This window comes from Leptospira sanjuanensis (genome assembly GCF_022267325.1).
GTDB lineage: Bacteria > Spirochaetota > Leptospiria > Leptospirales > Leptospiraceae > Leptospira > Leptospira sanjuanensis.
Genome location: NZ_JAIZBG010000001.1, coordinates 414,559 through 441,479 on the forward strand (window position 1 = coordinate 414,559; position 26,921 = coordinate 441,479).

Genomic DNA, 26,921 nt, shown 5'->3' on the forward strand with positions numbered 1-26,921 from the left:
TTCATCGATCCTCGTTCAAGAATCTCAGATCCGTTTTACCGTTTCCATGTCCGGTTTTTCCTTGCTGAATTGAGGGATTCCAAGGAATGTAACCGGGTATGCTCTTCCAGTATTTGAAATTGCTCCGAATCCATCAGTGGATCAAAAACGTAATCATTTTTGCGGGCATTATCTTTGCAAAGAAGCTGACCGATCCGGAATCCGTGCAGCGTGTGGTCGCGGCTTTTTTTCTTTTTTCCTTAGTCGCAAGTTGTCAGTATGTGGTGAACGATTATCTGGATCGTAAGGAAGACGCGCTCCATCCCGAAAAAAAACACAGACCTCTCGCTTCCGGAAAATTGGATCCTTCGTTCGCACTTTTTATCACGGCGATCATTCTTCCCTTATCCTTGATCCTCGCGTATTTATTGCATCCGGTCTTTTTCGGTCTCGTCGCGTTTTATCTCGTGTTCAACGTTCTTTACAGCAAGTTCTTAAAACACATGGTGATCTTGGACGTGATGAGCATCAGCATCGGTTTCGTGATCCGCGCGATCGCGGGTTCCGTGATCATCCATGTTTCGTTTTCTTCCTGGCTTCTTTTGTGTACGTTCATGCTCGCTCTTTTCTGGGGATTTTCCAAACGAAGGGGAGAATTGATCATACTCGAAGGAAACGCAAAAGGTCATCGGAAAATTCTGGACGAATATTCGACCGGATTTTTGGACATGATGCTCGGAATCGTCGCGACGATGACTTTGATGAGTTACGTTTTATACGTCACGAGTCCGACCACCATCGCGAACCTCGGAACCGATCAGATGATTTACACCATTCCTGTCGTAGTATATGCGATCTTCCGTTCGTTGTACATCATTTACATCAAGAACATGGGGCATAACCCGACAAAGGCGATTCTTTCCGATTGGGGAGTTTTGTTTGCAGGTCTGATCTGGGTCGCGTTAGTCATCGCGATCATGTATTCCGGTTTCGGAAAGGGAATTCGTTTCGATCTTTGATCTGAAAGTTTTTTCCGATTGTGCGTTCATTGCGGCCGATTTTCGAAACGTTGTTTTTCATTTGTTAGGTCTGGTTCTCGGTGGGATATTCGTTCAACGAAAAAACGATTCCCCAAACTTTTTGAACGAAACCTTTGTAGGAAATCCGCGATCGAACGTAACGATCCCAGCCGGGAAACGAATTCAATACCGATGAAAGAATTTTTGAAAAAGAGCGGAACCGCCGCTTTTTGGATTTTGCTGTTCTTAACGATAACCATAGCGTTATCGATTTTCAAAGCTTCCGATTTAAAACCGGGTGTTTCGCTCAACGGAACCGATCTGTACGGCGGGGGCAAATACGATTCCGGACAAAAGGTGACGGTCGCTTATTTCTGGGCGACTTGGTGCGGAGTCTGTTCGACCAATCTTCCTTTGGTCCGATGGTATGCGGATCGCCTCGAACAAAGTTCGAGATTCTCCTTTGTGAGTTTGGAAGAGGGGGAAAATCGCGCCGAACTTGAACGGTATGTCCGCGAACGCGAAGTGAACTTCAAGGTCGTTCCCGCCAATCCTCAATTATTGAAAGAATGGAAGGTGAACGCCTATCCGTCGTTCGTCGTTTTGGATCGTTCCGGTGTGATCCGTTTTGCCGATACGGGTATGATGAACCCGTTGAGTTTTTTCCTGAGAATCTGGATCGCGTATTTCTTTTTTTGAACGGAAAGTTTCCGTTTTCATTTTGGAAATATTTTTCCAAATTCTGGATTCAATTCTTCCGATAATGATTGTAAAATCGGTTTTTTTTACATCCATTGATACTGTGGACTTTCATCCCGGGAACCGCCGTTTCATGCGAACAAAAATGTCTTTTCGATTCTCACTTTTATACTTTATCACTTCCGTTTTCCTTCTTGCGAACTGCAAACCCAAACTCGAAGAAAACATCTGTGATCCGAATTCCAAGGCCTATTTAGAATCGGCTTTTTTAAGTTCCGGTTCGGGCGGTTTGTATCCTTTCTGCGGACCCGCTCCGACTTCTCTGAGTTATCCGGCTGCCGCGTTTGCGAACGGAAGTCCGATCAGTTTGAGTCCGAATGCGGTAGGAAACGGATTGAGTTATTCCGTTTCTCCTGCGTTGCCCACGGGCGTTTTTTTGGATCCAATCGGAGGAGGAATTTCGGGATCTTACATCGGTTATGCGGGAGTCGATTCCGTGTATCAAATCAAAGCCGCGAATTCCGCGGGAAGCATTACGTATTCTTTGGAATTGATTTTGTACGGGCCTCCTCCTTTAAAAACAGGTCAGACTTCTTGTTGGGACGGATCGGGAGCTGCGATTTCCTGTAGCGGAACCGGACAAGACGGAGAACTGCAAAACGGATCGACTTCGAGTTTAACCGGACCGACGAACGTAACTGGGACGGATTATACAACTACGGACAATCTTTCGGGTTTGATTTGGAAAAGCTGCGAAGAAGGGCAAACCGGGTCCACGTGTACGGGTGCGCCGAGCAACTTGAGCTGGGCTGCGTCGCTGACCGCTTGTACCGCGTTGAATACTCCCGGGTATGGAAATCGAACCGACTGGAGACTTGCATCTTTGCGGGAATATGCGACCATGTTGAACTACAGCGGGGCAAGCCCCGCGACTTACGCTTCCTTCTTCCCGAACGCAAACGGTGTGGGACATTGGAGTTCTGATCGGGATCCGAACGCACCGGGAACCCAAAGCGTATATGTTTCTTTCACAGATGGAATCGTAGGATTGACGATTCAGGGAAATACGAACGACGCGCGTTGCGTATCGGGAAGCGCCTTGCCTTCTTTGTCGTTTAAGAATAACGGAGATTCTACGATCACAGACATTAACACCGGATTGATTTGGATGCAATGTACGGTGGGTCATTCCGGTTCCGCCTGCAATACGGGAATCGCGACTTCGTTGACTTGGTCGAACGCTTTGACCGCGTGTAATTCTTCCACGCAGGGTGGAAGACGTTGGAGACTTCCTTCCGTTAACGAATTGAGAAGCATCTTGGATTTGAGCGCGGTAAGTCCTTCGATCAGTACGACCTATTTTCCGAACACTCAGGCCGCGAACTACTGGACTTCTACGAGTTATACGAACCCGGCCGATGCGTGGGTGATTCAATTCGGAGCCGCAAACAACGTGATGAATCTTACAAAACCTTCGGCCGCTTATGCGCGTTGTGTTTCGACCGGACCTTGAGTTTTTCGAAAGGATCTCGATTCAGAATCGATTCTTCCCAAACCGATAAATAGATTATGGAGCCGTTCAAACCAAAACCCCTATTGAATAAGTCGGAATTACGGCAGATCAAAAAATCAAGAACGAGGGTTGAAGGGAAAAAGGTAATCACGGACGACGTTAAAAAGCTGAAGTCGCTCAGCGTAACGCCGGATCTTCCCAAAAAAGAACTCATCCATTATTACAAAGAACCGATCTGGATCGAATATTACATTCCAAGAGAATCCAGATTCGCGTACGAAATCAAATATCTATTCGTTAAACTGGTCGATCCGATTCCGAAACCGGCGCCCGCTGACGAGATTCTGCGCGAGGCGATTTCCAAAGGAGAATTTGTCGACGTGATGGACGTGCTGTTTCGGTATCCCGAAAAGGAAACTATGATTCGAAACAGTTATCTCAATACGTTTTCGTTTTTGGAATCGATCTCCGCCAATTACAAACATTATCTGCAAACGAAGGACGCATACGACTTGAGAGTTCCCTTGTTTCACACCGAGGCGCTGATGAAACGAGAACCCACGGTTGCGACATTGGAATTTTTAGGGCCGTATACGATTTATAATCTCAATTGGTTGATCCGCAAGTTAAACGAGGCCGGACAGGAATTTTCCCTGGAAGACGAAACGATTTCCGTTTTGATCAAACGCAGAAACGAATACTGGGAGGAAAACTCCTTGGCTACGGACGAAGACTTCGAGTTATTTGCGGCCCTTTTCTACGAACAGGCCTTTCCGCATCGCGGTTCCGACTTCGACGACGCGCTTTTGTTTAAGGAAACGGGCGAGAATGATTTTAAAAAATAGAGTAAAGAATTCAAACATTAGTATATAGAAAGAATTAAATATTCTGAATATAAGATTTCCGTGTGTCCGTTTTCCGGATTTCTCGAGTCTACAAAAACAGCCAGACCTTTCCGCGCAGTTTTTGGAACGGAACCAAGCCGTAGTTTCTGGAATCCGTAGAGTTTTCGCGGTTATCGCCTAACACTAAAAAATAGCCGGGAGGAATTCTTCCCGCGTCTCCGATCGGAACGTTCCCTTTGACTGCGCTCATCGGAATCATGGACAGGGACGGCGCGATCGTTTTAAAGCCCGGTTTTAAAAACGTTTCCTGTAATGGTCCGTCGTTGATGAGAATGCGATCGTTTTCAAAACGGAAATAATCTCCCGGAAGTCCGACGACTCTTTTTAAACTGAGTTCTTCTTCCAATCCGTCGAGAACGAGAACTTCAAAACGATCGACTTTTCCTTCGATGAAGGAAATTTCCCATTTCCCGATTCTCGCAGGAAATCCCCATTTAGTGACTAAGATTAAATCTCCTTCCTTATAAGAAGGAGCCATAGAGTAGCCAGAAATGAAATATATTTGAAATAAAAAAATCCTCATCAGTAGAATCGTGAACAAGGAAAGGAATATGGGAAGAATGCTTCGCATATACTTTCTTATCTTCGATTTTAATTCGAGGTCTTTCATTTTCTATTTTGCTCTGAAGTAACTTCTGTCAAACGCAAGAGCTCTTCACTACTCGGAACTTCTCTGATTACGAATTGCGCCGAAAACTTTTCTCGAACAAGAACGGATAAGGATTTGTCGAGCTGGTCTTCCACTAAAAAGAACGTTTCTTTCGGATTTGAACGGAGAATTTCCTCCAGGTCTTTCGGACTGTGAATCAGAAGAATTGTTTGTGAAAGATAATTTAAACCGAACGTATTCGCGATATGAATCTTCTGTGTGATAAAGACTTTGGATCGGTCCCAAGGGATTGCGTTTTGAATTCGATCGAGTTGGATCGCGATCTTTCTCATCAAGGGGATCACTTTTAAATTCACGTTGACGGAATAAAGAATCAAAATTCCAAAACCGAGTAAAATCAGATTCCGAATCCATTTTTTCGGATTTTCCGGAATTTTGATTTCGTTTAAAAGTATAAGCGGAATAAAAACACTGCAGGTCAGGTAACGTGAACCCCAATCGATATTCGAATCGTTCGGAGTGAGAATTCCTACGGCAATCAGATTCGTGCAAAAGGCGAGAATCCAAATTCTTACGCTATCGCTCGCTTTCTTCCACTTCCAAAATCCGAAAAGAAGAATGAAAGCATACCAAGGGGAATATCCGAAAAATCCGAGACGACCGTTCCCTGCGAATAAAAGACTTTGTACGCTTGAAATTTTCACCGAAATATTGAAGTCGGAGATCGATCGGTTGGAGGTAACTCGCGGACCTAAGAGCGAGTCATAATTTAGAAAATTATAAAGTACAAATGCGCTAAAGATTATGGCAAAGCCGAAAAGAAACGCGGTTATTTGTTTCCAGTCGTCGGAAAGTCGGCTTTGTTTCGAAAAAAACTTCACAAATACCGCTGAGCCGCTCAAACATACGGCAAGAATCAGCGCTTCCGGTCGATACCAGCAAGACAATCCGATTAGAGTTCCCGAAAGAAACATTGGTGCCGTGCGGTTTCCCGAAAAAATGGAATTTTCGCGATATACAAATAGAACGGCCAAAAGAATCAAAAGCGCCGCAACGGCAACATCCGAAAAAGAAATGAAGTGATGAAACAATGGCGTTGCGAACACTGCTGCAATCGAAACCATGAAACGTTTTGTCATCGTATATAAAAGAATTATATAAGCGCAAAAAAGAATCGCACAGAGATAAACGAGCCATCCTGGCCGATTGAGCCAAAGGAATGGGGCTGTGATCAAAGTGTTCGCGATCGGGAACGGACCGATTTTTTCGCCTCGCTCCGTGGTTGCGGTTGCGATCGGAAAGAAATGAAATTCAGAGTCGATTCGTTTTCCCAAATAAAAAACTTCCTGGGATCGAAAATCGCTTTCGACCCAGCCCTTCGCTTGTAGAACTTTCATTAGGCTGTCCGCCGCAAAGGAAGCGTCCGGTTTCGTATAGTAGGCCGCCGTCAAAGAACCTGCAAAAAGTAAAATCAGCGCCGCGATTTTGAGTCCGGCCGAAGAGGCGATTTTTCGGATCGATTCATAAGAAATATTTTTAAATTTCATAATATTCTCATGTATTTCCGTTTTCTGAAACGAGCGCACGATCGTGCTGCGTCCTATTTTTCCTCATATATCCCATAAAGGATCTCGATGCTTCCGATCTTTTTTTTATCCAGAATTCGAATGGATTCGATCTTGGAAACCGCGTTTGAATCGAAAAGGCTCAGAAAGCCGATCATTCCTTCTTTTGTGTTCGCGTCGTATTCCAAGGTTTTCATTCCTTCCGTATATTCTTTCGAATAAGCGAAGTATTCGAACGGAACCGACTTTCTTTTGTGGAATGAGGAAAACTTTTTCAAAAGATCGATGAGTTCCTGAACTCCGACCGCTTGATAGACCCGACCTTGAAAATACAGACCTTCGCTCGCCATTCCGCCGATCAACCCGTTTTGAAAGACGAGAAGATTCTCCTGCGGTTCTTTTAAAATAAATTCCTGAACGACCTTTGTATTCTTCGCGAAACCCTTCGTGGTTTTGTAATAGATCCAAGTCGGAAATACTGAAACCGCAAGAAGCGCGTAAAATAAAATTCTCCAGACGATCGTTTGATTTTTGAGAAAGGTAAAGGTTCTGGAAGCAAGTAAAAACAATCCGGGAAGACCGGGTGCGAGATAACGAGAGCCGAATTCCGCGCCTCCGTCGTTCGGTGCGACGCTTGCGGCAGCGAGGACGCCCAGAACCGAAGAGAGAATCAGAGCGGTTTCTTTTTCGGAAAATTCGATTTTTCTTTTTAAAATCGAAAACGCGGAAGTGACAATCCCGATGAATAAAAACGGGGAATATCCGAAAAGACCCAGTTTTAGATTTCCATAAAATAAGAGATTTATGAAATTCTTAAATAGATTGGAGCCTCCGGTCGAGTCGTAATTCGCGTTATATCTCGGTCCTAAGGGAGATTGGAAGAATGTTTGATTAAAACCGCAATATGCAAAAAACAAAAGAATCAGAAGCGCGGAAGTCAAAAAGAACCGAGTTCGATTCCCGTTTTTTTCTTGAAACGGAAAACGGAAAAATACCTCACAGGCCCAATAGATTCCTATAAAAATCAAATATTCCAGCCGGAACCAATAACAAAGAGATAAGACGATCCCGGAGGACGCCGCAAATGATATCGACTGTTTCTCCTTCGATCTTTGGTATAGAGCCGTTCCGCATACGAAAAGAAACAATCCCACTCCTACGTCCATAAATAGATAACCGTTCATTACGACCGGGGTAAGAAACGAAAACAAAAGAATCTGCCAAGACGGAAGGTAGTATTCTTTGCCGATCCAATACAACGTGAAACCGATCAAAAACGCGGACAAAAAATAAATTCCGTATGCGCCTCCGAACGGATACGCGAACGCATAAAGAATTCCTAATGAAATCGGAAACGCGATGATCGTATGTCCGTTTACGATCGACATTTTGAGAAGGCTGAACTGGAGTTCCGGATCGAACTTTAAACCGGGATAAAAAACGTCCAAGGATCGAAACCCGCTCAGAAAAATCGATTTTCCGAGGATGAACTTTTCGTAGTGATCCGCGGAAAGAAGATATTTCGGAGGAACGGTCAGGTATAAAAAATAGGAAAAGAAAAAAGCGGCCGGTAGGAGCGAAGCCTTATGGGTAAAAACTCGGGTGATAAAATCTTTCGTTCGAGCGATCATGAATTTGTAAAAATCGTTATTTAAGGAGGAATCCCGTAAGGAGTCAACGTATCGATTTCCGTTCCGAGGTCAATCCGTTTCGTTTTTTCATTGATCCAATCGGAGAATCGTGTAAAACTTGAGGATTATGCAGCAGGAAACTTCTACAGGTCAAAATTTACTTGGTCAATTTCTTTCAACTTCGCCGGTAAAAACTCTGATTTCCCGTTATCATACGGAACGCGGAAAAATCCGAAGTTTTATGGAAAAGCTACCTCTGTATTCGAGCGCTCTAAAGGATCATGAATTTCAGAACGCCGATTCTATGCTGAGAAAAGAATTGGCTTCCAAGATTTCCCTTTTGAAAGAACCCGTTCGAAGGATGGAAGAGGCTTTCGTTTCCGCAAGAAAGATGGATCTCATCGGCAGCAGCGAAATCGCGGTTTTGCTGATCGATAAGCTCGTGAATACGATTCAATCGGCGGGTTACGGAACGACCGGATTGGGAACCGGTTTTAAGGCGACTCCGGAAGAATTGGAAAAACTCGCGGAATTCGATTTTTCCTTGTTTAAGGAAGTGGAAGGAATCGAATCCAAAATTCAATCTCTCAAGGTTACGGCCGATTCCTCCGTTCAGGAAATTAAGAATACGATCGGGGACATTCGTTTCGCTTTGGACGGATTGGAAAACGCGTTTCGATCCAGAAAGACGTTGTTCTCGAAACTCTCTTGATAGGAACGCGGGTCTTATCTTTCGTATCTTTGAAAGAATGTCGAAAGAATCTGCGTCTGTACGCTCGTGCAATCTTAAATAACGATAAAGGAATTAAACCATGGCATTGATTGATGTAATAAAATACGAGGGACAACCCGGAGAAATCGTTTGGAAATTTCCAAGAAACGATATCAGTCACTTCGGTCAACTCGTCGTAAACGAAAGTCAGGAAGCGGTCTTTTTCAAGGAAGGAAAGGCTCTCGACGTTTTCGGACCGGGAACGCACACGTTAAAAACCGGAAATATTCCGATTCTCGAAAAACTCGTAAACTTACCGTTCGGCGGACAAACTCCTTTCACGGCGGAGATCGTCTATGTAAACAAATCCGTAATCAACATGACCTGGGGAACTCCGGCTCCGATTCAGATCGAAGATCCGAAATATCATATCACTCTCGGATTGAGAGCATTCGGAAATTATAATATTAAGGTCATCGATTCCAAGTCCTTCGTAAACACCGTTGTCGGAACGCAGCAGAGATTCAATCACGACGGAGTGGACAAACTTCTCAAGCCGATGGTGGTTACGAGACTGAGCGATTTTATCTCAGAAGTCGTATTAAAAAATGCCGTTCCGATCACTCAGATCGCGCAACATCTCGAAGAAGCTTCCGCCGCCGGGAAAACGAAAACCCAGCCGGACTTCCAAAAATACGGACTCGAGGTGGTGGACTTCTTCATTCAATCGATCAACTTCGATCAGAACGATCCGAACTTCCAAAAGATCCAGAAAATTCTCACCGATAAATTCGAGATCGATACGATGGGCAACATGTATCAGCAAAAGAGAATGTTGGATATCGGCGAAGCGGCTGCGAGCAATCCTGGCGGTTCCGCTGGAGAGGGAATGAGCGCAGGGATGGGTCTCGGAATGGGAATGAACATGGCGGGGATGATGGCAAACATGATGGGTCAAAACCAAGGCGGAGCAAAACCGGCCGCGGAAGACGCGACGGCAAGACTCGCCAAATTGAAAACCCTCCTGGATGGGGGACTCATCACTCAGGAAGAATTTGATACCAAAAAAAAGGACATTTTGAATTCTATCTAAAATATGGTTTCCACTCTTACCCGATACAAAGCAGAATTTGAATGTATTAACGACTCTTGCAAAACTCGATACGATCTGAACGAAATCGTTTACGAGTGTAAAAAATGCGGAAGTCTTCTCCAGGTCTCACACGATTTGGACGCGCTCAAAACCGTATCGGGTCAGGAGTGGAAAAATCAATTCGACTCCCGATTCCGCTCCGTAAAGTTTCCGAATTCTTCCGGGATTTGGAATAAGAGAGAATGGGTTCTGCCTCATCTCGAAGACAAGAACATCGTAACCTCCGGAGAAGGTCTCACCCATCTTTTTAACTCCGACCGACTTACGGAAAGCCTCGGGCTCGGAAGTTTTTATGTAAAACAATGCGGGATCTCCCACACCGGATCTTTCAAAGACCTCGGAATGACGGTCTTATTATCCCAAGTAAAACACATGATCGCATCGGGTGTTCCGATTCATGCGGTGGCTTGCGCAAGTTCGGGAGATACTTCCGCGGCGCTTGCGTCTTACGCCGCTAAGGCGGGAATACCGGCGATCATCTTCTTACCTGCGGGGAAGGTTTCTCAAGCGCAGTTGATCCAACCTGTTTCCAACGGAGCCAAAGTGATCGCACTGGATACGGACTTTGACGGTTGTATGCAGATCGTCAAAGAAGTGACTCGCGAAGCGGGAATCTATCTTGCAAACTCGATGAATTCTTTGCGGATCGAAGGTCAAAAAACGATCTCCGTGGAAATCACGCAACAGCTTGAATGGAACGTTCCGGATTGGATCGTGATTCCGGGAGGCAATCTCGGAAACGTATCCGCACTCGGAGCCGGATTCGAAATGATGCTTTCCCTCGGGTTGATTTCTAAATTACCGAGAATCGTTTTGGCGCAGGCAGAGCATGCAAATCCGTTGTATCTTTCCTACTTAAAGAATTTTGAAAGTTTCGAACCGGTCGCCGCAAAAACGACGCTGGCTTCCGCGATTCAAATCGGAAATCCCGTTTCGATTCAAAAGGCGATCAAAACCCTCAAAAAATTCAACGGGGTTGTGGAACAAGCCAGCGAATCCGAGTTAGCCGATGCGGCGGCAAGAGCCGATCTTTTCGGTTTATATAACGATCCGCATACGGGAGTTGCGTTGGCGGCTTTGAACAAACTCGTCCGAAAAGGAACGATTGCAAAAGGGGAGAATGTGGTCGTAATTTCGACGGCGCACGGATTGAAATTCACCGAATTCAAGCTTCAATTCCATGACGGTAAAATTCCGGGAACCGATTCTAAGATTGTGAACTCGATTCATCGAATCGAGCCTAATGCGACAAAGGTCGTCGGTCTGATTCGGGAATTGTTACACCTCGGATAAACTTTTTTCGGTTCGAAAACTTGGAATTTTTTTAAGACTTTTTTTCCTAATTATTTTTTTTTCGTCGAAACTCGGAAGTTTTTCGTCATATATCTCTAATTCATGAGGGAGTTTGACGACGTATCCGCCGATTTCCAAATGGAAGTCGATTCTGCGATTTCGAAAGAAATTCCCATTTCGTTGATCACGTACGTCCTCACACCGAAGGGCGAGAAAAAACTCAAATACATCATTCAAGGAATTCTCACCCGATACGATCGTCTCGATCTTACCGAACTTTTATACACGTCTTCGAAAGAATTGATCGTAAACGCCACAAAGGCCGCGATCAAACGGATCTTATTCAAAGAATCGAAACTGAATATCGAATCGACCGATGACTACGCTCGAGGGATGGAATCGTTTCACAGCAGTTTAAGCGACAAAAAGTTCCCATTTTATAGAGAGAAAATGAAAGAACATGATCTGACAATCAAAGTAACCTTTTATTTTAACGAACATAGAATCATTTTGAAGATATTAAACAACTTTCAGCTTACCGATCAGGAAGAAAAGAGGGTTCGGGAGAAGTTTCGTATTTCAAGAGACTTCGACAATCTCTTCGAGTTCTTTATGAAGTTCGGCGATTCTACGGAAGGTGCGGGTCTCGGAATTACGATGGTGGAAATTCTGGTTGCACAGAGCGGATTTGACAGGCATCTGTTTACGATTTACAGTAGAAAAGGGATTTCCCAGACTGTTGCCAGAGTCGAAATCCCGCTCAGAGAGGATTACATTCCGAGAAGATTGAAGTTCGCCCGAGGGCAGAATTTCGCTTCGAGTATGTAGAATGAGGACGAATGGAACCGAGCAATCAAGTAAATAAATTACAGGAACAAGCGAATCTTATGAATCTTGCGCTTGAGTCCGTGTTAACGGAAGATCAAGCCGTTGAATTGATCCAAGGAAAGATCCGCGATGCTTTCTTATTAAAAATCAGAATCGATATCGAAAACCGAAGCGGCGCGGTAGTCGCAATCGTCAGTAAATATAAAAACGACGTCATTGAAATCTTTTCCTTATTTTCGAACTCATCGTTGATCCGTAAAATCCGGAGCTTTGAAGACTCGGCCGCATTCGCTTTGGATATGGTGGAAGCCGCAAAATCCGAACCGTTCGATCCCGGTCTTTCGGACAGCATCGGAAGAATCGTTTATTCCAAACTTACGAAAGCCGTATTAGAATCTTCTTATGCGAATTGGGAAAAGAACGACGCTTCCAGCTTCGTAAACATTCTCGAGAATCAGATCAAAACTTCTTTGAAAGTGAATCAGGTTCGGATTCAGGCGGACGTTGAATTCTTATCAAGCCCTAAGTTCAGAGCGAAAAACGTTTTTGCCGGTATTATTCCCGCAGTAAACAGACCTTCGGAAGAACCCGCCATCGGACAAGTTCCCGAAAGCCAGGAAAAAACTCCGGTTCAAAGACAAATCGAACAATTCCGTAAACCGTTCGGAAGAGTGATTCTTTCCAAAACCGTTCTTGCTCCCGTTGGAGGAGTTGACTTCGACGAATTGATCGAAGGCGATAAATTATATTTTCAATTACCGACCGGATCCATGGACGAAAAAGCCATGGCGAAGACTCTCGGAGGTTTTGACGAAGCGGGAAATCCGAAAAACGTCATCGGAGAATTTATCGGAATCGCCGCAGGCAAAGGGGAATATCATATCTTCGCGAAAGGACCTTCCGGCGTTTTACTTCAAGCATTTGAAGAACGTCCCGTGCGGCTTGCGAAAGTGAAGACCAAATCCGCTTCTTCCTCGCCAGCGCCCTCAAAGGTCGAATCCGGAGGCGGTGGTTCCTTGGGGATGATCATCGTGGCCGGTGTGGTGATCGTTGTGGGCCTGCTCGTTTTCCTGATTATGAAATAACGATACAGCCGCCGAACTGGGGTCGGTGTGTTCTCGGAACGTGTGGGTTTTTCCGTAGTTGCGGGAGTTCCCACAAATTCCTAGTCTTACGATCCGACTGATTTGTCGGTGCAAGTTTTGTTGGAACTCTTACAAGAAACTGAAACTTCGGTATATTAGCCGATCACGATATTGACGAGCTTGCCGGGAACGTAGATTTCTTTTCGAATCGTCTTTCCTTCCAAGATTCCTTTGATCTTATCCAGATTTTTAGCCAATCCGATCGCCTCCGCTTGAGAAACGTCCTTCGGAGCTTTGAACTCGTCTCTGAGTTTTCCGTTCACTTGAACCACGATTAGAATCTCGGATTCGACGAGATATTGCGGGTTAGCCTCGGGGAATTTTTCGTAGGTCAACGATTCTTTTTTGCCGGCGCGTTTCCAAAGTTCTTCCGCTAAGTGAGGAGCGAACGGAGCCAAAAGAAGAATAAACGGTTCCAGCGCTTCCTTCGGTCTGCGGTCGGTCGGTGTGAACTCGTTCACAAAGATCATCAGCTGCGAAATCGCTGTGTTAAACGAAAAGTTCGGAATGTCTTCGCTGACTTTCTGGATCGTTTTGTGAAGAATTTTCAATTCTTCAGGGGTCGGAACTACGTCGTCCAAGCGGAAGGATTCTCCCTCGCCTGTGTGAAAGAGTCTCCAGATCCGATTGAGAAAACGGAACACACCTTCCACACCTCTCGTGCTCCAAGGTTTGACCATTTCCAGCGGCCCCATGAACATTTCGAAAAGCCGCAAGCTATCCGCGCCGTATTCTTGAATGACGTCGTCCGGGTTGACTACGTTTCCGAGAGATTTGGACATCTTGCGTTTGTCTTCTCCGAGGATCAAACCTTGGTGAATCAATTTCGCAAACGGTTCCTGTGTGGAAACGACTCCGATATCGTATAAGAATTTATGCCAGAACCTCGAGTAAAGAAGGTGAAGCACCGCGTGTTCGGAGCCGCCGACATACAAATCTACGGGCATCCATTTCTTTTCCAATTCCGGATCGCAGAACAGTTTTCCGTTTTTCGGATCGATATAACGCAGATAATACCAGCACGAACCGGCCCACTGAGGCATCGTGTTCGTCTCGCGAGTTCCGATTTCGCCCGTTTCCGGATCTTTGTATTTCAGCCATTCTTTCGCGAGCGCGAGAGGGGATTCTCCGGTTCCGGAAGGTTTAAATTCTTCTAAATTAGGAAGTTCTAATGGAAGCTCGGATTCAGGGATCGGTTTTGTGACTCCCGAAGGATAATGAACGAGAGGAATCGGTTCTCCCCAATATCTCTGTCTTGCGAAAAGCCAATCCCTGAGTTTGAATTGGATCTTTTTCTTTCCGATCTTCTTGTTTTCCGCCCACGCGATGATCTTGGAAGAGGCCGTTGGATAATCCAATCCGTCGATTGAAATTTCGGAGGAAGACGAGTTGATACAAACGGAAGTTTTAGAATCGAACGCGGTCGATTCCGAAATTTCACCTTCGATCACCGGAAGAATTTTTAATCCGAACGTCTTTGCGAACTCGTAGTCTCTTTGATCGTGTGCGGGAACGGCCATAATCGCTCCGGTCCCGTATCCGTATAACACGTAGTCGCTGATCCAAACCGGAATTTTCTGAGCCGGATCGGCGGGATTGACGACGTAAGAACCCGTGAACACACCGGTCTTTTCCTTGGTCAGTTCCATACGATCCAAATCGCTCTTCAAGGAAGAAGCTTTTTGATATTCTTCCACCTTTTGTTTTTGTTCGGGAGTCGTGATCTCCGCAACGATCGGGTGTTCCGGCGCTACGACCATATAAGTCACGCCGAAGATCGTATCGGGTCTTGTGGTAAAAATTCGGATTCCGTCGAGTCCGCTCGGCAGAGTTGCGGGAAACGGAAACGTGATTTCGAGACCTTCGCTTTTACCGATCCAATTCTTCTGCATTTCCAAAGTGGAAGGAGGCCATTGAACCAGTTTGAGATCTTCGAGAAGTCGATCCGCGTAAGCGGTGATTCTCATCATATATTGACGCATCGGTTTACGAACGACTTCGTAACCCTTGCCGACCCATTCTTCCACTTCTTCGTTTGCGAGAACCGTTCCCAAAGCCTCGCACCAGTTTACGGGAATTTCCGCCTGATATACGAGTCTAAAGTCGGAAAGGATCTTTTCCTGATCCGCTACGGAGAATTGTTTCCATTCTTCCGCTGAGAATTCTCTATAATCCAGTCCTGCGGAGCCTTTTGCGGAGAATCGTTGTATAAGTGCATCTATGGATTCCGCCTTGTTCGACTCCGGGTTGAACCAGGAACCGTAGAGCCGAACGAAGATCCACTGCGTAAATTTGTAGTAATCCGGATCGGTCGTAGACAATTCACGGGACCAATCGTAAGAAAGCCCGATCATCTGGATCTGGCGGCGAAAATTATCGATATTGTTTTTTGTGGTGATCGCGGGATGGACGCCGGTTTGCATCGCATAACGTTCCGCGGGAAGTCCGAAGGCGTCCCAGCCCATCGGATGCAGAACTTCAAAACCCTTCATTCTCTTAAAGCGGGAAAGAATGTCCGTCGCAGTGTAACCTTCCGGGTGACCTACGTGAAGTCCGGCTCCGGAAGGATAAGGAAACATATCCAAACAGTAGAATTTCGGTTTAGCAGACCGGATGTTTGTCTGAAAGCTTTTGTTATCTTCCCAGTATTTTTGCCAAAAGGATTCTACTTCCTGAAACGGATATTGCATTTGGATCCTTACTTTCTTACGGAGTCGATTACCTTGATCAATCTTTGAAACGTTTTACTCAAACAAGTTTTGCAAAGATCGTATTGGTAAAGTTGCGCGACTTTTGTTCTGCATCCGGTGCAAGTCAAGAGATGGTTTTCCTTTGTATCGGTTTGTTTTTCTTCGAGTAATTGCATTTTGCTCCCAGACTTATCCATGCTGATTTGTTTATTTACAGAGTGTCAATAAATCCGGAAAGAAACGTGATCCAACAACATCCCTTCCCGGCAGATCGGAGATTACGTTATAAAAACCGGGTAGTTTAGAGTCAAAAAAAATTAGCCGGCGGTGATCAGAAATAGATGGAATTTTTTTTAAAAAAAATAAGATCTTTTGTTTTATGTGGAATGCTTTTTAAAAAGCGAGTTTCCAATGGTTGATAGCCGATCGATTGGAAATTTATTTCATTTTTAAATCGGATAAGGAAAGGTGTTTCGTTTGCTACAAGTAAAAAATCTCAACAAGTCCTATTTAGTTTCCGGAAAAAAACTCGAAGTGTTAAAAGACGTTTCTTTTGAGATAGAAGAGGGAGAATTTATTGCGATCATCGGTCCTTCCGGTTCGGGAAAGTCCACATTGCTCGCAATTTCAGCAGGTTTGGATCGTCCGGACGATGGAGAAGTCGTTCTAGACGGAATTCCGCTTCTACAAAAGGAAGAAGACGAACTTGCAAAGTTGCGAGGAGAAAAGATCGGTTTTATCTTTCAGAACTTTCAGCTCATTAAGTCTCTCAATGCGTTGGAAAATGTCTCTTTACCTCTCGTGTTAAATTCGAAACTCTCTTCCACTCAAATCAGGGATCAAGCGATGATCTGGTTGGACAAGGTTTCGATGAAGGAAAGAGCTTCCAACTTTCCCGGTCAGCTTTCGGGAGGAGAAGAACAACGCATCGCGATCGCAAGATCGTTTATTCACAATCCGAAAATTCTTTTTGCCGACGAGCCTACCGCTAACTTGGATAAGAAGAACGGCGAGATGGTTATGAATCTTCTCGCGGAACTCAATCAAGGAACTTCCTCCACGTTGATCGTAGTTACGCACGATCGTTCCGTCGCCGATCTGGCCGATCGTGTATTAGAAATGAGTGATGGACGGATCGTAAAAGAAGTTCGTAAAACGACGAGGACTTCTAAAACGAAATCCACGACAAAGAATCCGACTTCCAAAAGTCGGCAGCGTTCTTCCTCAAAGAAAAAGGCCGTTTCTAAAAAAAGATGAAATTCAATCTACTCATTCAATCCATTCTCCGCGACTTCCGATCCAGAAAAAGTTCCGCTTTGCAGATCGTTTTGGCGATCGCGATCGGAACCGGCTCCGTTACCGCGATTCACGCCTATAGGGAAGAATTGAGCCGCTCCATTTTAAAGGAGGCGCGCAATCTCATGGGTTCCGATCTTCTCGTTCAGACTTCTTCTCCGCTTACCAAAGAACAGAAAGAATTTATGTCCTCTCGTCTTCCAAAAGGTTCGGAAACCTCGGAACTCGTGCAGTTTGCTTCTATGCTGCGGAACAAGGAAAACGACGAAACCACGCTTTCCCTGATCAAAACGATGTCGGGCAGTTTTCCGTATTACGGCGAAATCGTCACCGAACCTGCGGGCGCTTACCGCAAACTCAAAGAAGGGGAAATCCTTCTTGAAGAAAGTCTGATTAAGAATTTAAAACTGAAACTCGGATCTTCTGTTTCTCTGGGAGAACGCGACTTTATCTTAAAAGGTAAGGTTTTGAAGGAACCGGGAATTGCGGGAAGTTTTCTTTCGATGGCGCCCACTTCTATCATCTCCGGTTCTTCGCTTGCGTCCACCGGTTTGGAACAAAGGGGTTCTAGGATCAGTTATCTAGTTCCGATCAAACTGAAAGATCCTTCGATCGCGGGAAAATACAAGGAAGCGAACTTCAAAGAGTATATTCAAAAAGACTTAACTCTTTACGATTCAACGGAAACGAACTCCGGTTCGCGTAAATTTTTGACGAACACCTTGGATTTTTTCAGTCTTCTCGGTTTATCCGCGTTCTTTTTGGGAGGAATTTCGATTCTTCTTGCGAGTCGAGCCGGAATCCGTGAAAAGTCGGGCGCGCTTGCGGTTTTGAAATGTTTGGGCGCGAGTCCGAGAACGGTGAGTTTGATCGTTTTGGGGGAATTGTTCTTCTTTTCTTTGATCGGTTCCGCTTTGGGACTTTTGCTCGGAAACGTTTTGTTGAATTGGATTCCCGATCTTGCGGGCGAAGACATTCTCAGTTTTCATCCCGTGATCGGATGGTCTTCGCTGTTGTGGGGATTGCTGATCGGAATTCTGATTCCGTTTTTCTCTTCGGCGGAATCTCTGATTACGATCCGATCTCTCAAACCGATTCTCGCGCTCAAACAGGAATTTCAGGAAGAAGCCGATCGGATTCCTAAGTTTAGAATCACGCAGATCGCGGGTTATCTGATTCTTTTTCTGATCTTTTTCGCGCTTGCGTGGTGGGAAACCGAAAGTCCGTGGAAGGGATTGATTCTCTGTTCGGTGCTTTTGATTCTTCCGTTGATCGTATTTCTTGTATATTCCGGAATTCGAATATTCATTTCCCGTTTTAGGGACAAACGGGAATTTACCCCGTTTGCGAGATTTATCATCGGAAAATTCGACAGGCCCGGAACGACATTGTCGCTTTCCGTTATCGGACTTACGAGTTCTTTGTTCATTCTTCTTTTGTCTTTGATCGTTAGCGAAAGTCTTTTGGAATACAGCGGAGCCAAGGATACGGAAAGAAGACCGAATCTTTTCGTCATGGATATTCGCTCCGAACAAAAAGAACACTTCGAGGAAGTCGTTAAGGAATTCGGAGCGGAGAAGGTCATCGTCGCTCCCGTGATCGGCGCGAGATTGTCCAAGATCAACGGCGAAACGATCAAAAAGGACGAAACCGAAACCTCCGCGTTAAAACGCGATTGGAGATCCACGGCAAGAACCAGAGAATACTTTCTCTCGTATCGAAACGAACCGTATCCCACCGAAAAAATCGTAAACGGAGATTTTTGGAGAAAGGGAGAAGAGGATCAAATTTCCGTGGAAAAGGAATTCTCCACACACCTGAAAGTCAACTTAGGAGACAGTTTATCGTTCTTAGTCGGCGGCGTGGAAGTGACGGGCGTGATTCGAAACTTCAGAACGGTGAACTGGGCGGACATGAGACCGAACTTCGTCGTATTGTTTTCGAAAGGGATTTTGGAAAAGGCGCCGAGTTATTACCTGAGTTCGTTGCGTCTCGAATCCGAAGAAAAACGATACGATCTGCAGAAGAATCTTATTTCGAAATATCCGAATCTTACGATCATCGATACGGATAAGGCCGTCCGCGCATTCTTGGGAATTTTGGAAAAAATTTCTTTCACGATTCGATTGATGACTTGGCTGATTTTAGGAGCTTCTTTGCTTTTGGTTTTGACGGCTTTGAATTCGAGTCGCAAGGAAAGAATCGAGGAAACGACTTTGTTGCGGATCATCGGAGGAACTTCCTCCTTTTTGAAAAAGGTCTTTTTGTGGGAAGGAATTCTGCTTGGGACGTTTTCGTTTTTATTGGCTTTGTTGTTGGCTTGGATCGCGAACGAGATCATCAGCCAGAAAGTTCTAGAAATAGAACCTTCTCATCCTTGGATCGAGTATCTGCTCGCGTACTTGTTTACGATTTTTGCGACTACGGTCGTGTATTATCTGAACTTACGGGGAGAATGGAAAAAACCGCCGATCAGTTTTATGAAATCGATTTGAATGGAATCGAAAGACGCGCGGATTACGATCGGTTTTAACATCGTTCTATCGTTGCGGACCCGGTAACGAAGCGGTCCGCAACAAAGAACGAAAGATTATCGGCTAACGGCGAAAAACGTTTCGTTGGAACGGAAATCGTTTTTAGCGGAACAAACCTTGTAATTGGAAGCGGAAGGACAAGAAGCGGTGCCTCCTACCTTGCAGCCTTTGTCCTGACATTTCTTTCTGTTGTCGAACGTATCCGAGCCGGTAAATCTGCAATAGTCTCTGCAGACGTCGGCGGAACCGGAAGTGCAGATATAACATCCGTCCGCGGAAAGTTCTTGGATGAAGAATAAAGAAAGAAGAACGGTGAAAACAAAGAACGAAGTTTGGAATTTTTTCATCATTATGCCTCTCGGTTTTTTGATCCTAAAAATTCGAACTTCTCTGTAAAGGCGAAAAAACGGAATCGATTTTCAGTAGGAAGGCGTTCCTAAGAACGCGATCTCCGTAATCAGTTCAACATCGGATCTTTCGTGTGTTCGACGAAGTATTTATAGATTCCGCCTTTGCTTTTCAGGGCTTCTTGCCAGGTCGTTTCCGGATCTTGATTTAAAACGAAATCCTTTGTCGCTTCGTGAACGACCCAAGACTTGCGGCTCATCTCCGTTTCCAACTGCCCCGCACCCCAACCGGAATAACCTTGATAGACGTGGAACTTGGACTTGGAATCCAATAACTCCAACAACGTATCGAAACTTCTTGCGAGATACAAACCGGGTATCACTTCAATGCCCGGTTGAGAAATGGTGTTGTCTTCGTGCAGCACGGAGATGAACGTCGGGTCGACAGGACCGCCGGAATAAATCGGAAGGACACGGCTGCCATGATCGGGGATTCCCTGAATTACGTCTCCGATCGAGGCTTCCTGTTTTTTATTCAGAACCAAACCGAAGGCGCCTTGACTGTCGTGTTCCACCATCAGGATCACCGTCTGGTTGAAATAGTCCATGACAATCGAAGAATTGGAGATTAGAATTTTGCCGTTGTAAGTTTCTTCCATACTTGAACCAATCTTAGACCGGGTTACTTTTTAGACGTTCCGTGGATTTCGGAAAGAATCTGATACGCGATTTCCAGCGTGGAAACGTCCGAACCGCGGGTAACGATCGGATCGGTTTCCTTTTTGATACAACGGATAAAATGCTCGTGTTCCTGTTTGAGCGGATTGTCTTTGTGAACGAAGATTTTTTCCACGATGGATTCTTGGCGGTATTTGATTTCTTCGGATAAAAGAAGAATGTCGGACGTCGCCTGTCTATGAAGTTCGATTTCCTGATCCGTAAAATCGAGCATGATATACACGTCTTTTTGCGTTATGTTCAGCGTTCGAATTTTGGCCTGAGTCGCTCTTGAAGCGATAATGCTTGCGAGACAGCCGTTTTCGAATTCGATCACCACGTTCGCGATGTCTTCGTGATTGGAAAGAACCTTGGTTCCGGAAGCCGAAACTTTTTTTACCGGCGAATTGACGAGGTTCAATACGATGTCGATATCGTGGATCATCATGTCGAGAACGACGCCGACGTCTTTGATTCTCGGATTAAACGGAGCGAGTCTTCTGGATTCTATGAGCAAAGGATCTTTTACGATTTTGCCCAATTCCAAGACGGCCCCGTTGAATCGTTCCACGTGCCCGACGAGAAGAACGAGATTCTTATCCGAGGCGAGTTTTACGAGCTCCTTGGCTTGTTCGGTGGTTTCCGCGATCGGCTTTTCGACTAACACGTGTTTGCCGGCGAGTAGGGCTTTTTTCGCGATTTCATGATGTAAAAACGTGGGAACAGCGATCACTAACGCGTCCACTTTGGAGATCAACTCGTCGATCGTAGGGAACGCGGAGGTTTTGTGCTTTTCCGCGATTTGTTTCGCTCTTTCCAGATCCGCGTCGTAGATTCCCACCAATGCGGCATCGTTCAAAGTTTTTGCGACGTTCACATGATATTGACCCATGTGTCCGGTTCCGATCACGCCGAGCTTTACTCTTTCAGTCATTGTACTTCCTTTTTGTTTTGCGCTTTGACGCGTCTTCGGTTTTCCCGATTTTTATAAAATGAAAAAACCGATCCTCCTTTTGCTCTTGGGGAGAATGGAAGACCGGATCTTTTTTTACTTAGTAAAGATTTTTCCCTTCGAACCGGGAATGTTTTCTCCCGATTCTCTCGCGAACTCTTCGATCAATTCTTTCTGTCTTCTCGTGATCTTTTTCGGAATTTCGATCTTCACGACTACGTGTTGATCCCCTTTTCCATAGGCTCCGAGATACGGCATTCCGTGGCCTTTCAATCGGAACACTTGGCCCGATTCTGTTCCTTCCGGAATTTTCATCTTGGCCTTTTTACCGTCGATGGTCGGTACTTCTATCTCCGCCCCGAGAATGGCTTGCGCCAAGGTTATCTTGCGAACAAGAATGAGATCGTTTCCTTCGCGGCTGAACAATTCGTGTTTTTTAATATGCGTTACCACATACAAATCGCCGTGAGGCCCGCCGTTCGGTCCCGCTTCGCCTTCTCCCGAAACTTTCAATCGGGAACCGGTTTCGATTCCGGGCGGAATTTTGATATTGATCGTTCTGCGTTTTTCCTGAAGACCTTGTCCGCCGCAGGACTTGCATGGATTGGAAATCGTGGTTCCCTTTCCCCTACAAGTAGGGCAGGTGGTTGCTACGGAAAAGAAGCCTTGTGTTCTTCTGATTTGTCCCGAGCCTCCGCAATCCGCGCAGGTTACGGGAGTGCTTCCTTTGGCGGCGCCGGAGCCGTTGCATTCGGCGCAGGATTCCAATCTTGGAATTTCGATTTTGTATTCTCTTCCCAGGGCCGCGTCTTCCAAAGAAACTTCTAAGTTATAACGTAAGTCGGAGCCTCGTTGCGGACCGGATCTTCTTCCGCCGCTGAAACCGCCGCGGCCGCCTCCGCCAAAGAAATCACCAAAGATATCGCCGAAGTCTCCGAAGATATCGGAGAAGTCCGTATACGCGCCTTGACCATATCCGGCCCCTCCGGCGCCAACGCCGGCTTTGCCGAATTGATCGTAAGCCTGACGTTTTTTTGCGTCTCGGAGAACCTCGTAGGCTTCCGTGGCTTCTTTGAATTTTTCTTCGGATTCCTTATCACCCTTGTTCTTATCAGGATGATATTTGATCGCTAACTTACGATAGGCGGATTTAATTTCCTCGTCGCTCGCGGTCTTGGAAACTCCAAGAATATCATAGTAACTTCTTTCACTCATTGTTTCTTTCCAAGGTTGCGTTGAAGCGGACTTTTAAATTCCGATAGAACTTCAACACAATCGATGATTCCGATATTGCCGCGCGCGAAACTCGTATTCGAAACTCCGCGCGCGACTAAAACTCAATGGTTCTTACAGCGGATTGAAGGTCTTGTCTTTCTTACGGAACAAGATTCGCTGCAAGGTTCCCTCCGATGCAAGAGCATCGGAAGGGTTCTTATTTTTTCTCATCATCCACCACGGTATAATCCGCGTCGACGACCTTTTCCCCGCTGTTCGCGGAATTGCCTTGATCGTTCGGTCCTTGACCCGCCGATCCCGGGCCTTGTTCAGCACCCGGAGCGCCGCCTTGCGAATAGATCTTCGTAGCGATGTCGGAAGCGATTTTAGAAATCGAAGCTTTTGCGGATTCGATTCTCGCTTTATCGTTGCTCTCGATCGCTTCGCGGGCGCGTTTGATTTCGTCGGTTGCGAGTTGTTTTTCGCTTTCTCCGATTTTATCTCCCGCTTCGTTTACGGTTTTTTCAAGAGAATACGCAAGCGTATCTAACTCGTTCTTCGCTTCGATGACTTCTCTCTGAGCCTTGTCCGCAGCCGCGTGCGCTTCCGCGTCTTTTACCATCTTCTGGATTTCGTCTTCGGACAATCCGGATGAGGATTCGATTCGGATCTTTTGTTCCTTACCGGTTCCAAGATCCTTCGCGGATACGTGTGCGATTCCGTTCGCGTCGATATCGAAGGTCACTTCGATTTGAGGAACTCCTCTCGGTGCGGGCGGAATTCCGATCAGATCGAAACGTCCCAGCGTTCTGTTTGCGGAAGCCATTTCTCTTTCTCCCTGGAGAACGTGGATCGATACCGCGGATTGATTGTCGGCCGCAGTGGAAAACACTTGCGATTTCTTGGTAGGAATCGTCGTGTTTCTTTCGATCAACTTGGTCATCACTCCGCCGAGGGTTTCGATTCCGAGTGAAAGCGGAGTTACGTCCAACAGCAGAACGTCCGATACTTCTCCCGCTAAAACCCCGCCTTGGATCGCCGCGCCGACCGCCACAACTTCGTCCGGGTTTACGGATTTATTCGGTTCTTTTCCGAAGATCTGTTTTACCAGTTCTTGAACCGCAGGAATTCGGATCGAACCTCCGACCAAAATCACTTCGTTGATATCGGCAGCTTTCAGTCCCGCGTCGCGAAGCGCATTCTCGCAAGGAATCCGAGTACGATCCACGAGCGACTTTGTAAGTTGGTCGAACTTCGCTCTGCTGAGGGTCATGTCCAAGTGTTTCGGACCGGATGCATCCGCGGTGATAAACGGAAGATTGATCTGAGTGGACATCGTTCCCGAAAGTTCGATCTTCGCTTTTTCGGCGGCTTCTTTCAATCTCTGAACGGTATTCTTATCAGCGGAGATGTCGATTCCGGTTTGGTTTTTAAACTCGGAAATCATCCATTCCATGATCGCCATGTCGAAATCGTCCCCGCCGAGGTGTGTGTCACCGTTGGTGGACTTCACTTCGAAAACTCCGTCCGCGAGTTCGAGAATGGAGATATCGAACGTTCCGCCGCCTAAGTCGTAGACCGCGATTTTCGAATTTACATTCTTCTTATCAAAACCGTAGGCAAGCGCCGCAGCGGTCGGTTCGTTGATGATACGTTCCACTTCGAGACCCGCGATTCTTCCCGCGTCCTTGGTCGCTTGACGTTGTTCGTCGTTGAAGTAAGCGGGGACCGTGATTACGGCTTTCGTTACTTTTTGACCGAGATAATCTTCCGCGGTTTGTTTCATCTTCATGAGAACGCGCGCCGAAATTTCCTGAGGAGTGAATTCTCCCGCGGAGGTTTCGAACTTAACGCCTTCGTTCCCAGAACGTACGACTTTGTAGGAAACGTGTTTCAGTTCGGATTCCACTTCGCCGTGTCTGCGTCCGATGAATCGTTTCGCCGAACGGATCGTGTTCACCGCGTTGGTGATCGCTTGGTTTTTCGCGAACTGACCGACCAGCGTTTCTCCTTTTGCAGTGAATGCTACGATGGAAGGAGTTGTTCTCGCTCCTTCGGAGTTTTGAATAACGACTGGGTCCCCACCTTCCATGACGGAAACGACCGAGTTGGTTGTTCCTAAGTCGATTCCTATAATCTTTTCTTTGGACATTGTTTTCTCCTTTATACTTTCCCTGAGATCCTAATTATGACTTGGGTTTTCCGATCCGAACCCTTGCAGGACGGAGCGTAAACTTGTCTTCGTTTTCCTTGTAGTAATAGCCGGGTTGATACACGTCTATTACCGTCTCTTCCGAATACTGATCGCCTTCTTCCGAAGAAAGGGCTTCCATCGACATAGGGTCGAAGGATTCTCCCTTCGGATCGAATCGAACCACATTCGATTTTTCTAATACGGAATAGAATTCCTTGAGAATCATCGCGACTCCGTCCACGAAGGGTTTTAATTCCTCCGACGGTTCTTTAGTCGATCCGACTCGTTCGAGATTGTCGATCGGGTTCAAGAATCCGCTCACGAGGGATTTTACAGCCTCTTTGCGGATCGACGTAAATTCCTGCGCGGAACGGCGTTTGAAGTTTTGAAATTCCGCTCTTTCTCTCGCCCAAGAATCCTTCAGCGATTCGACTTCTTTTTTTGCCGCTTCGAGTTCGGCTTGAAGCGCGTTGGCCGGATCAGGCGTCGAAGTTTGTTCCGTTGTCTGTGTTGATTCTTCAGAATTCATGTTCTCTACTTTAGTTTCCTCTAATGTTGCTGTTTGAGAATTTTTCTCGTTGGCCTTTTCTTCCTGCGAAGTTTTGTTTTCCGAATTTGAATTGTCGGCCATACATTTTTCTCCCTTATTTACTAATGCGGGTCACCATTTCGGAGACGAGCTTGGACGTGAAGTCCACCAGAGGCAACGCCCTGTTGTAATCCATCCTCTGCGGTCCGATGATTCCGAGCGCTCCGATCTTTTTCTCTCCCATCTTATAGTTGGAAGTGATGATGGAAACTCCGGACATCGATTGATCTCCGTCCTTTCCGATGATCGTATAAACTCCGTCCTGATCGATGTAATCGGAAAAGAATCCTCTCAAAAATCCCTGGTCGTCCAGAAGCGAAAGAACCTGTGAAAGCTGTTCCTCTTCGTCCCGGAAGTTCGCGTAGAGATTTTTAAAACCGTCGATATACAGCGAGACTTCGGAATTGTCCGGAGTCATCGCGGAAGAAATCAGCCCTGCGATTCCGCCGAAATCTTCGGGTCCGTCCCTTCGGACCATCAACTTAGGAATGATAATATTCTGAATTTCGTATATATCATATCCTCTCAGGTTATCGTTCAGATACTTAGAAACCTGATAGAGCGCTTCCTGAGAATAATTCCGATCCACGAAAATATTTCTATGTTGAACGGTTCCCGATCTCATCACGAGAATCATCAGGATCTCGTCCCCGTGAACGTGGATGAGTTCGAGATGTTTCAGCGTGTCCAGATTCTTAGCCGGACCGATTACGATTCCCGCCGCGTTCGAAAGAGAAGAAAGAACCGAAGCGGTCGCTTTCAAAATCTGATCCAGCTTGAACTGCATCTTCAGATATTCTTCCTGAATGCGTTGTTTTTCTTTGAGGGTCAGCTCGTAGAGAATCACAAGCGAATCCACATAGAAACGATAGCCTCTCTCGGTCGGAATTCTTCCTCCCGAAGTGTGTCTGGAGGCGAGATAACCGTAATCTTCCAGATCCTTCAATACGGTCCGGATCGAAGCCGGTGAAAGCCCGATATCGTGTTTGTCATAGAGAGTCTTGGAGCCTACCGGTCGGTTCTCCTGGATAAACTCGTCTACGAGGGCTTTCAGAATTCGTTTATGACGTTCTGTGAGATCCATTCTTTTCTGGCACTCTGAATGTTAGAGTGCTAATCTATACAATTAGTTTCCGAATTCCGAATAAAAATGTCAAGGAAGAAAGTAATTCAGAGTGGAATTGGCTTGAAATTCCGATTTTTTTTAGCATTGAGGCGAGGAGAGTGCCGGATTGTCGGTTTGATTTGGGACATAATTCTGCCGGTGGTTTCGGAGAAGTCCGCATTTTTGTGGGAACTCCTTCGAAATTCCGGAACAGTTTTGAATCGAAAACA

General features: G+C 45.9%; 23 protein-coding genes. 11 read left to right on the forward strand and 12 right to left on the reverse strand.

Annotated elements, in window-relative coordinates; genetic code table 11:
- Positions 1 to 98: 98 nt before the first annotated feature.
- From LFX25_RS01985 to LFX25_RS02000, 4 genes are all read left to right on the forward strand, one after another.
- Entirely contained in the window at positions 99 to 998 is a 900-nt protein-coding gene (locus tag LFX25_RS01985; protein WP_238728638.1) for a decaprenyl-phosphate phosphoribosyltransferase, read from the forward strand.
- A gap of 192 nt (positions 999 to 1,190) precedes the next feature.
- Positions 1,191 to 1,697: a TlpA family protein disulfide reductase gene (locus LFX25_RS01990; RefSeq protein ID WP_238728639.1), complete on the forward strand. Its 507-nt coding sequence runs from the start codon at positions 1,191 to 1,193 to the stop codon at positions 1,695 to 1,697.
- Between the two features lie 133 nt (positions 1,698 to 1,830).
- Complete coding sequence (locus LFX25_RS01995; protein ID WP_238728640.1) at positions 1,831 to 3,210, forward strand: Lcl C-terminal domain-containing protein; 1,380 nt, start codon at positions 1,831 to 1,833, stop codon at positions 3,208 to 3,210.
- Positions 3,211 to 3,266: 56 nt separating this feature from the next.
- Complete coding sequence (locus LFX25_RS02000) at positions 3,267 to 4,055, forward strand: hypothetical protein (protein WP_238728641.1); 789 nt, start codon at positions 3,267 to 3,269, stop codon at positions 4,053 to 4,055.
- Positions 4,056 to 4,143: 88 nt separating this feature from the next.
- Here the strand turns inward: LFX25_RS02000 and lepB are convergent, their stop codons facing one another.
- The 3 genes from lepB to LFX25_RS02015 are packed head-to-tail and all read right to left on the reverse strand — an operon-like array spanning position 4,144 to position 7,921.
- Positions 4,144 to 4,725 carry a signal peptidase I gene (lepB, locus tag LFX25_RS02005; RefSeq protein ID WP_238728642.1) on the reverse strand — a complete coding sequence of 194 codons (582 nt, stop codon included), beginning with the start codon at positions 4,723 to 4,725 and terminating at the stop codon, positions 4,144 to 4,146.
- A complete protein-coding gene (locus LFX25_RS02010) occupies positions 4,722 to 6,272 on the reverse strand; it encodes an LA_3751/LA_3752 family putative glycosyltransferase (protein WP_238728643.1) in 1,551 nt (516 codons plus the stop codon). Before LFX25_RS02010 ends, lepB begins: the two co-directional genes overlap by 4 nt.
- A 53-nt stretch (positions 6,273 to 6,325) precedes the next feature.
- Positions 6,326 to 7,921, reverse strand: coding sequence for an LA_3751/LA_3752 family putative glycosyltransferase (locus tag LFX25_RS02015; protein WP_238728644.1), 1,596 nt, complete (start codon positions 7,919 to 7,921; stop codon positions 6,326 to 6,328).
- A gap of 127 nt (positions 7,922 to 8,048) precedes the next feature.
- Here LFX25_RS02015 and LFX25_RS02020 point away from each other — a divergent pair, with 127 nt between their 5' ends.
- The 5 genes from LFX25_RS02020 to LFX25_RS02040 all read left to right on the forward strand — a co-directional run bounded on the left by LFX25_RS02020 (position 8,049) and on the right by LFX25_RS02040 (position 12,992).
- Entirely contained in the window at positions 8,049 to 8,633 is a 585-nt protein-coding gene (locus LFX25_RS02020) for an LIMLP_15305 family protein (RefSeq protein WP_238728645.1), read from the forward strand.
- A gap of 100 nt (positions 8,634 to 8,733) precedes the next feature.
- Entirely contained in the window at positions 8,734 to 9,726 is a 993-nt protein-coding gene (locus LFX25_RS02025) for an SPFH domain-containing protein (RefSeq protein ID WP_238728646.1), read from the forward strand.
- 3 nt (positions 9,727 to 9,729) lie between these two features.
- The gene (thrC, locus tag LFX25_RS02030) at positions 9,730 to 11,079 is read left to right on the forward strand and encodes a threonine synthase (protein WP_238728647.1); all 1,350 of its coding nucleotides are present in this window, start codon (positions 9,730 to 9,732) and stop codon (positions 11,077 to 11,079) included.
- Positions 11,080 to 11,181: 102 nt separating this feature from the next.
- Positions 11,182 to 11,907 (forward strand): hypothetical protein, encoded by a 726-nt coding sequence (locus tag LFX25_RS02035; RefSeq protein WP_238728648.1) that lies wholly within the window; start codon positions 11,182 to 11,184, stop codon positions 11,905 to 11,907.
- Positions 11,908 to 11,918: 11 nt separating this feature from the next.
- Positions 11,919 to 12,992, forward strand: a complete 1,074-nt coding sequence (locus LFX25_RS02040) for an LIC10486 family protein (RefSeq protein WP_238728649.1) — start codon at positions 11,919 to 11,921, stop codon at positions 12,990 to 12,992.
- 155 nt (positions 12,993 to 13,147) lie between these two features.
- Here the strand turns inward: LFX25_RS02040 and leuS are convergent, their stop codons facing one another.
- Together leuS and LFX25_RS02050 are read right to left on the reverse strand one after the other, a co-directional pair.
- Positions 13,148 to 15,742 (reverse strand): leucine--tRNA ligase, encoded by a 2,595-nt coding sequence (gene leuS, locus LFX25_RS02045; protein ID WP_238728650.1) that lies wholly within the window; start codon positions 15,740 to 15,742, stop codon positions 13,148 to 13,150.
- Between the two features lie 8 nt (positions 15,743 to 15,750).
- A complete protein-coding gene (locus tag LFX25_RS02050; RefSeq protein WP_238728651.1) occupies positions 15,751 to 15,918 on the reverse strand; it encodes a hypothetical protein in 168 nt (55 codons plus the stop codon).
- 301 nt (positions 15,919 to 16,219) lie between these two features.
- Between LFX25_RS02050 and LFX25_RS02055 the strand changes: the two genes are divergently transcribed.
- Both LFX25_RS02055 and LFX25_RS02060 read left to right on the forward strand, forming a co-directional pair.
- Positions 16,220 to 16,999: an ABC transporter ATP-binding protein gene (locus LFX25_RS02055; RefSeq protein ID WP_238731468.1), complete on the forward strand. Its 780-nt coding sequence runs from the start codon at positions 16,220 to 16,222 to the stop codon at positions 16,997 to 16,999.
- The gene (locus tag LFX25_RS02060) at positions 16,996 to 19,533 is read left to right on the forward strand and encodes an ABC transporter permease (protein WP_238728652.1); all 2,538 of its coding nucleotides are present in this window, start codon (positions 16,996 to 16,998) and stop codon (positions 19,531 to 19,533) included. Before LFX25_RS02055 ends, LFX25_RS02060 begins: the two co-directional genes overlap by 4 nt.
- Before the next feature lie 95 nt (positions 19,534 to 19,628).
- On the opposite strand, the gene LFX25_RS02065 is transcribed toward LFX25_RS02060, so the two are convergent.
- From LFX25_RS02065 to hrcA, 7 genes are all read right to left on the reverse strand, one after another.
- Positions 19,629 to 19,919: a hypothetical protein gene (locus tag LFX25_RS02065; RefSeq protein ID WP_238731469.1), complete on the reverse strand. Its 291-nt coding sequence runs from the start codon at positions 19,917 to 19,919 to the stop codon at positions 19,629 to 19,631.
- A gap of 110 nt (positions 19,920 to 20,029) precedes the next feature.
- Positions 20,030 to 20,578: a YqgE/AlgH family protein gene (locus LFX25_RS02070; protein WP_238728653.1), complete on the reverse strand. Its 549-nt coding sequence runs from the start codon at positions 20,576 to 20,578 to the stop codon at positions 20,030 to 20,032.
- A 23-nt stretch (positions 20,579 to 20,601) separates the two neighbouring features.
- Positions 20,602 to 21,570, reverse strand: a complete 969-nt coding sequence (locus LFX25_RS02075) for a Gfo/Idh/MocA family protein (protein WP_238728654.1) — start codon at positions 21,568 to 21,570, stop codon at positions 20,602 to 20,604.
- Between the two features lie 114 nt (positions 21,571 to 21,684).
- Entirely contained in the window at positions 21,685 to 22,803 is a 1,119-nt protein-coding gene (gene dnaJ / locus LFX25_RS02080; RefSeq protein WP_238728655.1) for a molecular chaperone DnaJ, read from the reverse strand.
- A 217-nt stretch (positions 22,804 to 23,020) separates the two neighbouring features.
- Positions 23,021 to 24,955 carry a molecular chaperone DnaK gene (dnaK, locus tag LFX25_RS02085; protein WP_238728656.1) on the reverse strand — a complete coding sequence of 645 codons (1,935 nt, stop codon included), beginning with the start codon at positions 24,953 to 24,955 and terminating at the stop codon, positions 23,021 to 23,023.
- A 34-nt stretch (positions 24,956 to 24,989) separates the two neighbouring features.
- Positions 24,990 to 25,628: a nucleotide exchange factor GrpE gene (gene grpE, locus LFX25_RS02090; protein ID WP_238728657.1), complete on the reverse strand. Its 639-nt coding sequence runs from the start codon at positions 25,626 to 25,628 to the stop codon at positions 24,990 to 24,992.
- Between the two features lie 13 nt (positions 25,629 to 25,641).
- Positions 25,642 to 26,670, reverse strand: coding sequence for a heat-inducible transcriptional repressor HrcA (gene hrcA / locus LFX25_RS02095; protein ID WP_238728658.1), 1,029 nt, complete (start codon positions 26,668 to 26,670; stop codon positions 25,642 to 25,644).
- Between the last annotated feature and the right edge of the window lie 251 nt (positions 26,671 to 26,921).

Coding starts and splice junctions, on each gene's coding strand:
- LFX25_RS01985 (WP_238728638.1), top strand. CDS start 99: ATGCTCTTCCAGTATTTGAAATTGCTCCGAATCCATCAGTGGATCAAA.
- LFX25_RS01990 (WP_238728639.1), top strand. CDS start 1,191: ATGAAAGAATTTTTGAAAAAGAGCGGAACCGCCGCTTTTTGGATTTTG.
- LFX25_RS01995 (WP_238728640.1), top strand. CDS start 1,831: ATGCGAACAAAAATGTCTTTTCGATTCTCACTTTTATACTTTATCACT.
- LFX25_RS02000 (WP_238728641.1), top strand. CDS start 3,267: ATGGAGCCGTTCAAACCAAAACCCCTATTGAATAAGTCGGAATTACGG.
- lepB (WP_238728642.1), bottom strand. CDS start 4,725: ATGAAAGACCTCGAATTAAAATCGAAGATAAGAAAGTATATGCGAAGC.
- LFX25_RS02010 (WP_238728643.1), bottom strand. CDS start 6,272: ATGAAATTTAAAAATATTTCTTATGAATCGATCCGAAAAATCGCCTCT.
- LFX25_RS02015 (WP_238728644.1), bottom strand. CDS start 7,921: ATGATCGCTCGAACGAAAGATTTTATCACCCGAGTTTTTACCCATAAG.
- LFX25_RS02020 (WP_238728645.1), top strand. CDS start 8,049: ATGCAGCAGGAAACTTCTACAGGTCAAAATTTACTTGGTCAATTTCTT.
- LFX25_RS02025 (WP_238728646.1), top strand. CDS start 8,734: ATGGCATTGATTGATGTAATAAAATACGAGGGACAACCCGGAGAAATC.
- thrC (WP_238728647.1), top strand. CDS start 9,730: ATGGTTTCCACTCTTACCCGATACAAAGCAGAATTTGAATGTATTAAC.
- LFX25_RS02035 (WP_238728648.1), top strand. CDS start 11,182: ATGAGGGAGTTTGACGACGTATCCGCCGATTTCCAAATGGAAGTCGAT.
- LFX25_RS02040 (WP_238728649.1), top strand. CDS start 11,919: ATGGAACCGAGCAATCAAGTAAATAAATTACAGGAACAAGCGAATCTT.
- leuS (WP_238728650.1), bottom strand. CDS start 15,742: ATGCAATATCCGTTTCAGGAAGTAGAATCCTTTTGGCAAAAATACTGG.
- LFX25_RS02050 (WP_238728651.1), bottom strand. CDS start 15,918: ATGCAATTACTCGAAGAAAAACAAACCGATACAAAGGAAAACCATCTC.
- LFX25_RS02060 (WP_238728652.1), top strand. CDS start 16,996: ATGAAATTCAATCTACTCATTCAATCCATTCTCCGCGACTTCCGATCC.
- LFX25_RS02065 (WP_238731469.1), bottom strand. CDS start 19,919: ATGAAAAAATTCCAAACTTCGTTCTTTGTTTTCACCGTTCTTCTTTCT.
- LFX25_RS02070 (WP_238728653.1), bottom strand. CDS start 20,578: ATGGAAGAAACTTACAACGGCAAAATTCTAATCTCCAATTCTTCGATT.
- LFX25_RS02075 (WP_238728654.1), bottom strand. CDS start 21,570: ATGACTGAAAGAGTAAAGCTCGGCGTGATCGGAACCGGACACATGGGT.
- dnaJ (WP_238728655.1), bottom strand. CDS start 22,803: ATGAGTGAAAGAAGTTACTATGATATTCTTGGAGTTTCCAAGACCGCG.
- dnaK (WP_238728656.1), bottom strand. CDS start 24,955: ATGTCCAAAGAAAAGATTATAGGAATCGACTTAGGAACAACCAACTCG.
- grpE (WP_238728657.1), bottom strand. CDS start 25,628: ATGGCCGACAATTCAAATTCGGAAAACAAAACTTCGCAGGAAGAAAAG.
- hrcA (WP_238728658.1), bottom strand. CDS start 26,670: ATGGATCTCACAGAACGTCATAAACGAATTCTGAAAGCCCTCGTAGAC.